The 14,709-nt window shown below is 60.3% G+C and carries 11 protein-coding genes; 5 read left to right on the top strand and 6 right to left on the bottom strand.

The features are described 5' to 3' along the window. Positions 1-4: 4 nt before the first annotated feature. Positions 5-2,428: a GcvT family protein gene (locus OLX72_RS02120; RefSeq protein ID WP_433989682.1), complete on the bottom strand. Its 2,424-nt coding sequence runs from the start codon at positions 2,426-2,428 to the stop codon at positions 5-7. Positions 2,429-2,605: 177 nt separating this feature from the next. On the opposite strand from OLX72_RS02120, the gene OLX72_RS02115 reads away from it, so the two are divergent. Further along, positions 2,606-4,141, top strand: a complete 1,536-nt coding sequence (locus OLX72_RS02115) for a trimethylamine methyltransferase family protein (RefSeq protein WP_433989681.1) — start codon at positions 2,606-2,608, stop codon at positions 4,139-4,141. Here the strand turns inward: OLX72_RS02115 and OLX72_RS02110 are convergent. After that, positions 4,138-5,109, bottom strand: a complete 972-nt coding sequence (locus OLX72_RS02110) for a LysR family transcriptional regulator (RefSeq protein WP_114869068.1) — start codon at positions 5,107-5,109, stop codon at positions 4,138-4,140. The two genes, OLX72_RS02115 and OLX72_RS02110, sit on opposite strands and share 4 nt — an antisense overlap. A 187-nt stretch (positions 5,110-5,296) precedes the next feature. On the opposite strand from OLX72_RS02110, the gene OLX72_RS02105 reads away from it, so the two are divergent. From OLX72_RS02105 to OLX72_RS02090, 4 genes are all read left to right on the top strand, one after another. Next, positions 5,297-6,226 (top strand): ABC transporter transmembrane domain-containing protein, encoded by a 930-nt coding sequence (locus OLX72_RS02105; protein ID WP_433989680.1) that lies wholly within the window; start codon positions 5,297-5,299, stop codon positions 6,224-6,226. A 128-nt stretch (positions 6,227-6,354) separates the two neighbouring features. After that, complete coding sequence (locus tag OLX72_RS02100) at positions 6,355-8,760, top strand: GcvT family protein (RefSeq protein WP_433989679.1); 2,406 nt, start codon at positions 6,355-6,357, stop codon at positions 8,758-8,760. Further along, positions 8,757-10,319: a trimethylamine methyltransferase family protein gene (locus tag OLX72_RS02095; RefSeq protein WP_433989678.1), complete on the top strand. Its 1,563-nt coding sequence runs from the start codon at positions 8,757-8,759 to the stop codon at positions 10,317-10,319. The genes OLX72_RS02100 and OLX72_RS02095 overlap by 4 nt, the downstream gene beginning before the upstream one ends. Before the next feature lie 4 nt (positions 10,320-10,323). Continuing rightward, positions 10,324-11,007, top strand: coding sequence for a TetR/AcrR family transcriptional regulator (locus OLX72_RS02090; RefSeq protein WP_114872088.1), 684 nt, complete (start codon positions 10,324-10,326; stop codon positions 11,005-11,007). 4 nt (positions 11,008-11,011) lie between these two features. Here the strand turns inward: OLX72_RS02090 and OLX72_RS02085 are convergent, their stop codons facing one another. The 4 genes from OLX72_RS02085 to OLX72_RS02070 are packed head-to-tail and all read right to left on the bottom strand — an operon-like array spanning position 11,012 to position 14,622. After that, complete coding sequence (locus OLX72_RS02085; protein WP_114869071.1) at positions 11,012-11,419, bottom strand: RidA family protein; 408 nt, start codon at positions 11,417-11,419, stop codon at positions 11,012-11,014. Then, positions 11,416-11,832 (bottom strand): acyl-CoA thioesterase, encoded by a 417-nt coding sequence (locus OLX72_RS02080; RefSeq protein ID WP_114869072.1) that lies wholly within the window; start codon positions 11,830-11,832, stop codon positions 11,416-11,418. Before OLX72_RS02080 ends, OLX72_RS02085 begins: the two co-directional genes overlap by 4 nt. Beyond that, on the bottom strand, positions 11,829-13,451 hold the full coding sequence (locus OLX72_RS02075; protein WP_114869073.1) for an AMP-binding protein: 1,623 nt from the start codon (positions 13,449-13,451) through the stop codon (positions 11,829-11,831). The genes OLX72_RS02080 and OLX72_RS02075 overlap by 4 nt, the downstream gene beginning before the upstream one ends. Position 13,452: 1 nt before the next feature. Continuing rightward, positions 13,453-14,622: an acyl-CoA dehydrogenase family protein gene (locus OLX72_RS02070; RefSeq protein WP_114869074.1), complete on the bottom strand. Its 1,170-nt coding sequence runs from the start codon at positions 14,620-14,622 to the stop codon at positions 13,453-13,455. Positions 14,623-14,709: the final 87 nt, after the last annotated feature.

Below are 14,709 nucleotides of genomic sequence, written 5' to 3'. Positions count from 1 at the left end.
GATTTTACGCCCCCTTCACCCGCGTATTGTCGGGATCATATGGGCCCGGCGCGATCACGGTGGCGCGATAGCGTTCGCCCAGAATATCAATGTCGACCGTACTGCCGAGACCGGCCAGATCGGGCAGCAGGAACGCAAGGGCAAGGTTCTTGCCCACGCGGTGCCCCCAATCACCCGAGGTGACGGTGCCCACAACCCTGTCGCCCTGCATCACTGATGCGCCGCCATGGGCGGGGGCGGTGTTGCAGGTAACCTCCAGCGTGACCAGTTTGCGCGACGGGCCGTTTGCGGCGCGTTCGGCCAGTGCGGCAGCGCCGATGTAATCGGTTTTCTTTGTGGATACGAACCGGTCCAGCCCTGTTTCATAGGGATCAAATTCGGTCAGGATATCGGATTTCCAGTGCAGGTAGCCTTTTTCCAGCCGCATCGATTCGACCGCGCGTGATCCGAACAGGCGCAGCCCGTGCGTCTTGCCCGCCGCGCGCAGCGCCAGGTAGGCCGCGTAAAGCTGCGCATTGGGCACATGGATTTCATAGGCCAGTTCGCCGGAAAAGCTGACCGACATGACAATCGCCGGAGCAATCCCGACAAACGCCTCGCGCACACTCAGCCATGGAAACGCCGCCGCCGACCAGTCGCCGCGCGATGCGGCAGACAGCACGTCACGCGCCTTGGGGCCGGCCAGCACCAGAATCGTGTGGTCATTGGTCAGCGATCTGATCTGCACGTCTTCATCATCGCGCAGATGCATCTGCAACCAGTCCATATCGTGGTATTCCGCCGCTGCCGCCGATCCGTACCAGATGCGGCCATCCGGCAGATTGGCGATCGTTGCCTCGGCCTTGAGCATGCCATTGTGGTTCAGCAGATACCCCAGCCCCACTTTGCCCCGCGCCCGGGTGACCCGCCCGCAGATCATCCTATCCAGAAAATCATGCGCACCCGAACCGGTCATCTCGTAGCGGTTGAACCCGCTGATTTCGGTCAGGCCCACCGCGTTCTGCACCGCCGCGACTTCGGATGCGATCACGTCGAACGCTTCGTTGAACCGAAAGCAGTGGGTTTCGTGAAAATCGGGTGTCGGCTTGATGTATTCAACCCGCTCCCATCCGTTCACAACGCCGAATGCGGCTCCTTCGGCGGCCAGAACCGGCGTCAGTGGCGTGGTTTTCATCGGGCGGCCCGCAGGGCGGTGTTCATGCGGGAAATGAAAGCGGAATTCGTTCTGGTAATCCTCGATCGCCTTCAGGGCCGTCAGTTCCACATTGGCATGGCCGGTGAAACGGCGCGGGTCGGTGACCCAGGTGTCGTAACACGCCTCGCCATGTACGATCTGTTGCGCCAGCAGCCAGCCATGCCCGCCGCCTTCGCCCAATCCGGCGCGCAGGCCGATGATGCAGAACGCATTGCGTTTGCCGGGGATCGGGCCAACCAGCGGCGCGCCGTCGATCGTGTAGGTGATCGGGCCATTCACCACCGTATGAATGCCGGTTTCCATCAATGCGGGCATTCGCGCAAACGCACCTTCCAGAACATCCGTCACACGATCCAGATCATCGGGGCACAGGGCGTTGACGAAATTCGGATCGATCCCGTCCATGCCCCATGTCTTGCAGTTCTGTTCATAAAACCCGACCAGCAGACCGTTCTTTTCCTGACGGCAGTAATAATCGCTGATCGGACAGCGCAGCAGCGGCATCCGGTGCCCCGCGTTTTCGATGGCTGCAATCGGTTCGGTCAGGAAATACTGGTGTTCCATCGACATCACCGGGTGGTGCACACCCATCATCGCGCCCACCTCGTTCACGCGGTAGCCGCAGGCGTTAACCACGATTTCGGCCCGCACATCGCCTTTTTCGGTGTGCACGGTCCAGGAATGATCCTTGTGCTGCGTCAGGCCGGTCACAGGCGTGTTGCGGTGCACTTCGGCCCCTGCGTTGCGCGCGCGCCGCGCCAGCGCCTGGCACAGTTGCGCCGGATCAATGTCGCCATCCAGCGGATCCCACAGGCCACCCAGCAGGTTATCGGTTGAAATCAGTGGATGGCGACGGGCGCATTCATCTGCATCAATCACTTCGAATTCCACGCCCATGCCGCGCGCCATGGATGCGAAATGGCGATAGCCTTCCATCTGTTCGGGTGTGTTGGCCAGACGGATACCACCATCGGCATGGTGATAGTTGATCGGATATTCCGGATCTTCCGCCAGTTCCTTGTAAAGGTTGATCGAATGGGTTTTCAGACCCACCATCGTCTGGTTCATCCCGAAATTGGTCACCTGCGCCGCCGAATGCCATGTGGTCCCGCTGGTCAATTCATTGCGTTCCAGCAGCATCACATCGCTCCATCCTTCCTGTGTCAGGTGATAAAGTGTTGAACAGCCTGCGATGCCACCGCCTATCACGACGACGCGAACCTGGGATTTCATGATGCCTCCGAAAAAAATGTCGGGTTCAATTCGCTGTCAAATGCACCCTTGGTCAAGCTTCGGCGCATACCTTCGAAAAAATCGGAACTGATATTCGATAAATCTGCGGGCGCATGTGCGGGCTTGCGCCGCTGCTCCGCCCCGCCTTTTCTTTGATCCGAGCAGGGAGACAGCGCAATGGGCAACAGGACAGGATCGCAGCGCACGGGCGGGCGCGCGCAGCGTTTGGAAAAACGCGCGGCCAAACCGGTGTTCGATCCATGCCCGCCGGGGCAGGTTGGCGGGCAGTACAGGCCTTTGTCTGACCAAGATGTGCAGGCCATATACGACACTGCTTTGAAATTGCTGGCCGAACTGGGCATGGGCGAGGTGCCGACGCGCCTTTACGACGATCTGACGGCAGCGGGCGCGCAGGTGTTGCCGAATGGCAGGCTGGGCTTTCCCCGCACCCTTGTCGAAGACGCCATTGCGGCGGCTGCCAAGAAATTCGTACTGCACGGGCGGGACGACACGCGATCCATCGAGGTGGGCGGCGACCGGGTGCATTTCGGCACCGGCGGGGCGGCGGTGCAAACGCTGGATCTGGAAACGCGGCTTTACCGCCCGTCGACATTGCAGGACTTGCATGATTTCACACGGTTGCAGGACACGCTTGAAAACGTCAGCTGGTTCACACGGTGCTGTGTTGCCACCGATGTGCCCGACAATTTCAAGCTGGATGTGAACACCGCCTTTTCCCTGATCTGCAACACGACCAAACCAACGGCAACTTCCTTTACCCTTGCCGAGTACGTCGCGCCAATCGTGCAGATGCTGGATATCGCCGCAGGCGGGGAGGGCGCGTTTTCAAAACGCCCCTTTATCAAGGCCCATATCAGCCCTGTCATTTCACCGATGCGCTATGGCGAAGACGCGGTGGATGTCGTTTATGAATGCATTGCGCACAATATCCCCATGTCCTGCATCACCGCCGCACAGTCGGGCGCGACAGCCCCGGCGACGCTGGCCGGGTTTCTTGCGCAATCGCTGGCGGAAACATTGGCCTCGCTGGTCATGGTCCATGCGATCCGGCCGGGGTTTCCGATGATCTTTTCCAACTGGCCGCTGGTGATTGATCTGCGCACCGGTGCTTTTGCGGGCGGGGGCGGTGAAATCGCCGTGCTCAACGCGGCTTCGGCGCAGGTATCGAACTGGCTTGGCCTGCCATCCGGTGTTGCCGCGTCCATGACAGATTCCAAGGCAATCGATGCGCAATACGGTGCGGAAAAGGCGCTGACGGCATTGGCTGCCGGATTGGGTGGCGGCAACCTGATCTATGAAAGCTCGGGCATGACCGCATCGCTGTTGGGGGCCAGTTTCGAAGCATTTGTTCTGGACAATGAAATGTTGTCGTCAGTGTACCGTGCCCTGCGCGGGATCGAAGTGAACGAAGAGACGCTGGGATACGGCGCAATTGTGCAATCGGTTCTGGGCGATGGGCATTTTCTGGGCTCGTCCCACACATTCAACGCGATGGAGCGGGATTATTTCTATCCCAAACTGGCCGATCGCGATGCGCCGATCACCTGGGCAGAAAAGGGCGCTCCGGACATCTGGCAAAGGGCGCGCGACGCGGCGCGTGGGATTTTGGCCAGCCACCACCCCGATTATCTGTCCCAGGGGCAAATCCGTGCGATCAAGGACCGCTTTCCAATCCTGCCCGTGAAACGCTAGGCGGCCTGATCGCTGTGGCGCAACCGGTCCTCAAGCCACGGATAGCGCCGCAGGCAGGGATCAAGGATATGAGTCTGCATCAACCGGCGCAGCAATGTGGCAATCACAAGCGCGGTTTCGGCATTGTGTTCAGGTTCTGCGAACAATGAAATCGTGCGCGCGAACGCGGCGAGGGGCAGCGGGGTCACGTTCACGTCGTCCAGAAACCTTTGGGTTCGCATCAACACGACAGGTGTGGTGATGGTCCATCCCTGAGCGTGGGCGATCAGCCCCATGATCGACTGGTTGCTGTCAAATTCATGGCGGTTGGCCAGCGCGATGCCATTGCGTTTCAGATGCGCTTCGATCTGCATGCCGATCTGGTGTTGCAGATTATAGCGCAGGAACGGCACACCGGCGGCATCCCCAAGATAGGTGTCATTATCTGCCGCCAGCGACTTTGGTGTGACCATGACAAACGGATCGCGCAGCAGATCATGCGCCACGTGGCGCTGATCGGTGCCCTGATTGCGTGCGGCAATGGCAAGGTTCAGGCCGCGGGACTCGACCAGACTGATCGCTTCGTGGCTGGGATGTGTGCGCAGCGTCAGCTTCAGCCGCGGCAGGTTCTGCGCCAGTTTGATCACCAGATCGGGCACAATATTACCTTCGAAATCTTCGATAACACCAATGCGCAACTGCCGCGCCTGATAAAGGCCCCCAATCGCGGTTTCCGACTGGGCCAGCCGGATATGGCGCAGCCCTTCCTCGATGCGCGCAGAAAAATTCTGCCCCGCAGGCGTAAGAACCATTGGCCGGTGCGCACGGTCGATCAGACGTACGCCCAGTTCATCCTCAAGCCGGTTCAGGTGATGCGAAACAGACGAGATCGACAGCCCCATCGTTTGCGCCGTCTTTTGCAACGACAAGCTGCGCGACAACACCTCGAACATTTCAAGCGCCTGAAGAGACAGTTTGGAATAAGACATGGCGTGACAACTATACTGGCGGGGCGAAAAAGAACGCGTCGGAATTCGCCCGCTCTTTTCGAATTATTGTAAACTATGGGCCGACCCGACTTGCGCTGTCAAAGCAATTCAACATAGTTGTGCAACCTTGAGCTTTGGGTGTTTCCACGACAGAGTTCAAACACCATTCGTGATAAATGAGGCCGAAGTGATCCAGCTTTACTCCGCGATCTGGCGCGTCAGCGGCAAACGTCAGATAGTCCTGATCCTGCTGTCCCTCGCCATCGCCGCATTGGCGGCTGTTCCTCTTAGTTATCAAAAGGATATCATCAACGGGCTGACAGGGAATGATCTGCAAAACAGTGATCTGATCCGTCTGTGCCTTGGCATGATGGGAATGATCACGCTTAGTCTGGGGCTGAAGGCGCTGATGGGATACCGCGCCAGTATTCTGGGTGAAGATGTCACGCGGCTGCTGCGAAACCGGATTTACGAAGGTGCGGTGGAGGCCAAGGCAACATTCACCGAAAGCAAACGTGGCGGCACGCTGGCCACGATGATTTCGGCCGAGGCCGAAGAATTGGGCAAATTCACCGGCAGCGCATTTTCCGAACCTGTGGTTCAGTTCGGTACATTGATCAGCGTTGTCGGCTTTATCGCATCAACCCAGCCTTTTCTGGGGGCGATCGCCCTGTGCATGATCGCGCCACAGGTTGTTCTGGTTCTGGGGACGCAAAAACAGGTGAACCGTTTGGTGGGCGAACGGGTTCATGTGTTGCGCCGTGCCACGGACGAGTCGCTTGCCGAAGGGCTGGAACGTGTCAATCAATCCGTGGTGGATGATTTTGATGCGATTTTTGAAACCCGGCGCAGCATTTTCATCTGGAAACTGTCGACCAAATTCCTGCTAAGCGCGATCAACGGCGCCGGAACCGTGGCAGTGTTGGCGCTCGGCGGATTGCTGGTTCTGGACGGGCGCACGGATGTGGGCACCGTCGTGGCGGCGACCATCGGTCTGGACCGGTTGCGCGGCCCCACCAGTTTCCTGATTGCCTTTTACCGGCAGGTCAGCTCGACACGCGTAAAGTTTGATTTGCTGCGCGAGGTTGCGGGCCCGCAAAACGCCAAAAACAACTGATCGGCACTTGTCGGCGGTCTGCCTGTGCAGGTCGCTTTTGCAGCTTGATTTCAAAATTCAAATGGACACTATTGTCCAATGCTTGCGGAAACGGAATCACGCAAGGTTGAACGCATAGGGAGTCTGCCATGAAATCGCATTACCGTGTTGTCGTGATCGGGGGCGGCGTTGTTGGCGCGTCGGTGTTGTATCACCTTGCCAAAATGGGCTGGAGCGATGTGTGCCTGATTGAACGTTCGGTTCTGACAGCCGGGTCAAGCTGGCATGCGGCTGGCGGCATCCATGCACTGAATGCGGACCCGAATATCGCGCAGCTTCAAGCTTACACGATCGATCTGCTAAGCGAGATTGAAAAGGAAAGCGGCCAGAACATCGGCCTGCACATGACGGGCGGTCTGACCATGGCGGGCACGCCGGATCGGTGGGAATGGCTGCAATCGGCCTATCGTACGTTCCAGTCTATCGGGATCGACGATTGCCGCCTTGTCAGCGTGGAAGAAGCGGTTGAACTGAACCCGATCATGTCAGGCGATGGCTTGCTGGGCGGCATGTGGGCGGATCGAGAAGGCTATATCGATACCACAGGCACGGTGCACGCCTATGCCGGCGCGGCCAAGAAACGCGGCGCGACGGTGATCGAACACAACCGCGTTCTGGAACTGAACCAGACGCTGAACGGCTGGGAGGTCGTGACTGAAAAAGGCACGATCAATTGTGAACACGTGGTCAACGCAGCCGGACTTTGGGCCAAACAGGTGGGCCGGATGGCCGGTGTTGAACTGCCGGTTTCGCCGCTGAACCATCACTACCTGATTTCCGACACGATCCCGCAACTGGAAGAGATCGATTTCGAAGTGCCGATGACCGTGGATCTTGAGGGGTTTACCTATCTGCGACAGGATCAAAAAGGTGTCCTGTTGGGCATATACGAGGTGAACCACCAGCACTGGATGATGGATGGCGCCCCGTGGGAATACGGGTTCGAATTGCAGCAGGAAGACCCCGACCGCATCGAACACGAACTGGAACTGGGCTTTAACCGCTATCCCTGCCTGCAAGAGGTTGGCGTTAAAACGTGGGTCAACGGCGCGTTTACCTTCAGCCCCGATGGTAACCCGCTGGTCGGGCCGGTGCCGGGCAAGCGCGGCTACTGGACCGCCTGCGCCGTGATGGCCGGGTTCCTGCAGGGCGGGGGCGTGGGCAAATCGCTGGCCGAATGGATCATAACCGGTGAACCCGAAGCAGACGTTTACGGCATGGACGTTGCGCGCTACGGGACGTTTGCGGAAAACAAGCAATACATCAAGGAAACCACCGGCCAGTTTTACACCCGCCGCTTCGTGATGACCTATCCCAACGAACAACTGCCGGCGGGCCGCCCGCTGAAAACGTCGGGTGCGCATGACGCGATGACGGCGGCGGGCTGCCAGTGGGGTGTCAGCTGGGATCTAGAGGTGCCGCTTTACTTTGCCGAACCGGGGTTCCGCGAGACACCGTCACTCAAACGTTCGAACGCGTTTAGGATCGTCGCGGATGAATGTCGTGCGGTACGCGAAGATGTCGGATTGCTCGATATCTCGGGCTTTTCCCGGTTCGAGGTGTCCGGCCCCAACGCCGAACCCTGGCTGAACCGGATCATGGCCAGCCGCCTGCCCGCACCGGGGCGCGCACGTCTGGCCCCGATGCTGGGCGAAAACGGCCGCCTAAAGGGCGATCTGACGGTATTCAACTGGGGCGATGGAACTTGGTGGATCATGGGCAGCTATTATCTGCGCGCCTGGCACATGCGCTGGTTCAACGATCATATGGATGATGGCGTTCATCTGCGTGATCTGGGCGAAGACACCGCCGGATTTTCCCTGTCAGGGCCGAAATCGGCCGCGGTGATCGAAAAGCTGACGGATGGCCCCATCGGTGAACTGCCGTTCATGGGCTGCGGAGCCTTTGATATCGGCCTGATCCGCGCCAAGGTTGGCCGCCTGTCCGTCACGGGCGAACTGGGGTATGAAATCCATTGCCGCGCGGGCGATCACGCGACGCTGCGGCAGGCATTGCTCAAGGCGGGGGCAGACCAGAATATCCGTGAATACGGGTTCAACGCCTTGCTTAGCCTGCGGATCGAAAAAAGCTTTGGCATCTGGTCGGCGGAATTCACTCAGGCCTACACGCCGGGCATGACCGGAATGGATCGCTGGATCGACTGGGACAAGGGCGATTTCGTCGGGCGCAAAGCGGCGATGGCGGAGCGCGACGGAAACGGGCCGGCGCAGGTACAGGTCACGCTGGAGATCGACGCCGATGGTGCGGACGCCAGCGGCTATGAACCGATCTGGGCCGACGGCGCGCAGATCGGGTTCGTTACCTCGGGCGGATATGGCCACACCATCGGAAAATCGCTGGCCATGGCGCTGGTCGATACGGCACATGCGGCTGTCGGAACCGACCTGTCGGTGCACGTTGTCGGGGTGGAACGCGCCGCGCGGGTGATTGCACCATCTCCTTATGATCCAACCGGAAAGGCCATGCGCGCATGACACAGTTAGACAGCCCGGAGCGCGACGCAACCACGGGGCGGCGAAGGTCGCGCAGATCGCGCAACGATGCCCCGCCCGTCACGCGCAAAACGGATTACCGCAATCTGCGCAATCCGTTTCCAATGATGTCGCTGTTCAGCGAGGACCGGATCGAGGCGATCCACGAGGCATCGCTGACCCTGCTGGAAACGCTGGGCATCAAGGTGCTGCTGCCCGAGGCGCGCGCGCTTTACCGCGCCGCAGGGGCCAAGGTGGATGACAGCGCGGAAATGGTGTTCATCGGGCGCGAAATTATCACCGCCGCTCTGGCCACCGCGCCGAAATCCTTTCCGGTGATGGCCGCCGTGCGCGACCGCGATATCGTGATGGAACTGGGCAACCTGATTTTCCAGCCCGGTGCAGGCGCGCCGCACGCTACCGATCTGGAACGCGGGCGCCGCCCCGGATCGGAACGTGATTTCCGGGAACTGATCCGCCTGACCCAGCATTTTGACGTGCTGCACATGGTGCCGCCGCTGGTCGAACCGCAGGATGTACCCATGCATCTGCGCCACTACGCAACTCTCGACGCGCAGCTGAGCCTGACAGACAAGGTACCGTTCGTGTTTGCCCGTGGCACGCCGCAAGTGCGCGAAAGCTTTGAAATGCTGCGTGATTTTCGCGGCCTTACAGATGCGGAATTTCACGCCAATTCGCATTGCTATACCATCATCAACACCAATTCTCCGCGCCAGATCGACATTCCGATGGCGCAGGGCCTGATCGATTTCGCCAAGGCCGGGCAGGTTTCAATCGTAACGCCGTTCACCCTGATGGGGGCGATGGCCCCGATCACTGTGGCGGGCGCGATGACCCTGTCCCACGCCGAAGCGATGGCGGCGATTGCGCTGACCCAGCTTGCCAATCCCGGCGCGCCTGTCTGCTATGGCACGTTCACATCGAACGTCGATATGAGATCGGGTGCGCCGGCCTTTGGCACGCCGGAACATTTCAAGGCCAGCATTGTCGCCGGGCAACTGGCGCGCAAGCTGGGGCTGCCGTGGCGCTGCGCCAGTGGCAGCGCGGCCAATATCAACGATGCACAGGCGGCCAATGAAACGCAGTTTGGCGTGTGGGGCTGCCTGTTGGCGGGCGCAACGGTCGTGATCCATTCGGCAGGCTGGCTGGAAGGCGGCCTGACGGTATCCTATGAAAAGCTGATCACCGATGTGGAAGTGTTGCAGATGGTTGCCGAAATCTGCGCCAATACGTCAGCCGATGACGCGGATATTGCCATGGACGCGCTGGCCGAAGTGCAACCGGGCGGGCATTTCTTTGGCTGCGCCCATACGATGGAACGCTACCAGACCGAATTTTACGAACCGCTGATCGGCGATCTGTCAAATTTCGGCACCTGGACAGAGCGTGGCGCGCTGGATGCCAACACCCGCGCCACAGCAATGTGGCAGCGTATTCTGGCCGAAGATACAGGGCCTGCCATTGACGGCGCTGCCCATGAACGGCTGCTGGCCGATATCGCCGCGCGCACCGCCGCTGGCGGCGCCCCGCCAGAAAGCTGACGCAATGGCGAAATCAAAGGTCACACCGCTGCTGCACCGCGACGACCCCGACAAGGAACCCCTTGTCGGGAACATCAAGGTCACGAAACAGGACTGGCTGAACGTGGCCAAGGATGTGCTGATTTCCGACGGGGTCGAACACGTCAAGGTTCTGGCGCTGGGCGACCGGCTGGGCGTGTCGCGCTCAAGTTTCTACTGGTATTTCAAAAGTCGCCAGGACCTGCTCGATGCGCTTTTGCTGGATTGGGAAAACACCAATACCGCCGCATTGGTCGCCAAGGCCAGCCAACCTGCCGAAACGATCACAGGCGCGGTGTGCAACGTCTTTGAATGTGTCATTGATCCCGATCTGTTCAATACCGCGCTGGATTTCGCGGTGCGGGCCTGGGCGCGCAGTTCGGGCAAGGTGCGCCGCGTTCTGGATCGTTCGAACGCCGCACGCCTGCAGGCGCTGACCGATATGTTCCTGCGTTACGGCTATGATCCGCTCGAGGCGGAAACCCGCGCGCGTATCCTGTATTTCACCCAGATCGGCTATGACGATGCCGATTTGCAGGAATCCATGGAAGAACGAAACCGTATGGTGCCGATGTATCTGCTGGGGTTTACCGGCCAGCAGGCCCGCCCCGAAGAGATTGCCGCAACCCATGCCCGCGCCCGCGCGATTGCCGAAAAGCGCGGCGGCTGAGGGTTTATGACCGTTTCGGTCTGATCACTGCCGTGGCTTCGATTTCAAGCAGCGCCTCGTCTTCGATCAATCCGGCCACCACCAGCATCGACATGGCCGGAAAATGCCGCCCCAGCACGCGGCGATAAACCTCTCCGACCTCGCGCTGTTTGGCCAGATATTCCTGTTTGTCGATGATGAACCACGTCAGGCGGGTGATGTCTGCAACCGTGCCGCCCGATGCTTCGACAATATCCACGATATTACGCAGGGCCTGTTCCATCTGTCCGATGAAATCATGGGTTTCAAAAACCTGTTCGGCAGTCCAGCCGATCTGCCCGCCGACATACAGCGTCCCGTCCTCGGTCAGCATGGCATTGGCATAGCCTTTGGCCGGGGCCCACCCTTCTGGCTGAATGGTTTTGTGGGTCATGTGGTGTCTCCTAGATAGGGGGCCAGTGCCGTGCGCAGCGCGGGTGGCCACGGGTCGGGCCGTCCGTCCCGATCGACTTTGACAAGGGTGGATGTGGTTTCAAATCGTATGTCGCCATTACAGGACGCCTGCATTTTCAGGCCCAGACTGCTGGTGCCAAGCCGCACAATCCGCAATTCGATGATCAGTTCATCACCGTGACGGCTGGGCGCGGGAAAGGTGGTTTCAATTGTCACCGTCGGCGTTGCGCCCGTGCGGTGCAGGTCTTCGAACGGGGCGTTCAGCGCGTCGCTGAAAAACGCTTCGACACAATCGTTCATCATCTCGAAATAGCGCGGATAGAATACGATGCCCGCCGGATCGCAATGTTTGAACAGCACTTTTTGCGCAAAGGCAAAGACGTGGCCCGTCATGGCGCGTCTTTCCGCAGCTGAAAGCGTTGGATCTTGCCGGTCTGGGTCTTGGGCAACGCATCGGTAAACACGATGCTGCGCGGGTACTTATAGGGTGCGATCACCGCCTTGACGTGATCCTGCAAGGCTTTGATCAGGTCCGCATCGCCTCTGTGCCCTTCGGCCAGAACCACATGCGCCTGCACAATCGATCCGCGTGCGGCATCCGGCGCGCCGATCACCGCGCATTCGGCTACCGCCGCATGGGCCAGCAATGCGGCCTCGACCTCGGGACCGGCGATGTTGTATCCGCTGGACACGATCATATCGTCATTGCGCGCCACGAAATGCAGCGCGCCCCTTTCGTCGCGCACGAAACTGTCGCCGGTAATGTTCCACCCGTCCTGCACGTAATCGCGCTGGCGCGCATCATCGAGGTAACGGCACCCAGTCGGCCCGCGCACGGCCAGCCGCCCCGCCGTGCCATCGGGCAGGGTTTCACCGTCCGGCCCGATGATCTTGACCTCGTAACCCGTGACCGGTTTGCCGGTGCAGGCAGGTGCATGATCGTCAAACCGGTTGGAAATGAAGATATGCAGCAGTTCCGTGGCGCCGATCCCGTCCAGCATCGGTTTGCCCGTCTTTTCGATCCAGTCATGGTAAACCGGCGCAGGCAATGTTTCCCCCGCAGACACGGCGGCGCGCAGCGACGACAGATCGGCGCCCTTGTCCATCGCGGCCAGCATGAACCGGTACGCTGTGGGCGCGGTGAAACATACGGTGGCTTTGTATTTTTCAATGATTTCAATCATGTTCGGGGGCGATGCGGTTTCCAGCAGGGTCGCCGCCGCCCCGAACCGCAACGGAAACACCGCCAGTCCGCCCAGACCGAAGGTAAAGGCCAAAGGCGGCGATCCGATGAACACATCCTCGGGGGTAACGTTCAGCACCTCTTTGGCATACCCGTCTGCTATGATCAGCAGGTCACGATGGAAATGCATCGTGGCCTTGGGCGATCCGGTGGTGCCGGATGTGAAGCCCAGCAAAGCCACATCATCGCGCCCGGTGTCCACGGCATCGAATTTCACCGGCTTTTCCAGCGCCAGCCGGTCCAGTTCGGCATCATGGTTCGATGTGCCGTCAAAGCCTGCGACAGTTTTCAGCGTCTTGCTGGCCTTGGCACAAATCGCCATTTCATCCATCAGCCGCGTATCGCACAGCGCATGGGTGATCCGGGCCTTGTCCACGATCGCGCCCAATTCGCCCGCGCGCAGCATCGGCATGGTGTTCACCACCACCGCCCCCGCCTTGGTCGCGGCCAGCCAGCAGGCCACCATCGCCGGATTGTTGGCCGACCGGATCAGCACCCGGTTGCCCGGCTTGATGCCCAGATTGTCCACCAGCGCGTGGGCCAGGCGGTTGGTCCAGTCCGACAGTTCCTTATAGGTGCGCCGCCGCCCGTTCCCGATCAGCGCTGTATTGTCGCCAAACCCGCGGTCCACCATTCTGTCGGTCAGTTCGACCCCGACATTCAGACGCTCCGGGTATGCAAACCCGTCCAACAGAAAATCGGGCCATTCCGTCTCGGGCGGCAGGTTGTCGCGCGCAAACGTGTCGGTATGGGCAGATGGTCCAAGCATGTCAGTCCCCCTGATAAGCATCCAGCGTCTGGCGCGCGATTATCACTTTTTGCACATCGCTGGCGCCCTCGTATATCCGCAAGGCCCTGATATCGCGGTATAACCGTTCAACGATCTGCCCCGATTTCACGCCGTCGCCGCCATGTAGCTGCACCGCCGTGTCGATCACCTTTTGCGCCTGTTCGGTCGAAAACAGCTTGGCCATCGCGGCCTCGCGGCTGATACGGGGTGCGCCACTGTCCTTGGCCCAGGCCGCGCGGTAAATCAGCAAAGCACTGGCATCCACGTCCAGCGCCATATCGGCAATATGGCCCTGCACCATTTGCAGATCAAACAGCGGTGCGCCCTGCACATGGCGCTGTGTGACCCTCGCCAACGCCTCGTCCAGCGCGCGGCGCGCAAAGCCCAGTGCCGCCGCCGCGACGGTGGGGCGGAACACGTCCAGCACCGACATCGCAATACGAAATCCCGCGCCACGCGTCCCGATCAGCGCGCTGGCCGGAATGCGGCAATCGGCAAAGCGCAGATGCGCCAGCGGATGCGGCGCAATCGTATCCAGCCGTGCCACCACTTCAAGGCCGGGCGTGTCGGCGGGCACCACAAAGGCCGATAATCCGCGCGCGCCCTCAGCCTCTCCGGTGCGGGCAAACACGGTATAGACATCGGCAATGCCGCCATTGGAAATCCACGTCTTTTCGCCGTTCATCACAAAATCGCCGCCATCCTCCCTAGCGGTCATCGTGCTGTTGGCCACATCCGATCCGGATTGCGGCTCGGTCAGGGCAAACCCCGACAGCGCCTTGCCCGCGCGCGTGTGCGGCAACCACGCAGCCTTCTGCTCGGGCGTGCCGAACAGGGAAATCGCGCCGGTGCCCAGCCCCTGCATCGCAAAGGCAAAATCGGCCAGCCCGTCATGACGCGCCAGCGTTTCGCGGATCAGACACAGGCGGCGCACATCCAGCGCGCCCCCGCCCCCCGCCTCAGGATCAATCGCGGAATGCTGCAACCACCCGCCATCCCCCAGCGCACCAACCAGCGCGCGACAGGTGGCATCTGCATCGCTGTGATCGATGTTCGTGACAGCACCCGATGCCCACTGATCCAGCTCAACCGTCAGCGTCCGGTGATGCGCCTCGAAAAACGGCCAGTTCAGGAAACTCCGGTCTGCCATCTACGCGCCCCTGCTTCTTCTGTTGGAAAATATCCCCGCCGGAGGCTCCGCCGCCGGCCCGCAATGCCCGCATTCGTGGTTGCGCCC

The organism is Sulfitobacter sp. TBRI5 (assembly GCF_051013555.1).
Classification (GTDB): Bacteria; Pseudomonadota; Alphaproteobacteria; order Rhodobacterales; family Rhodobacteraceae; genus JL08.
This window is presented reverse-complemented; position numbering and strand designations above follow the sequence as displayed.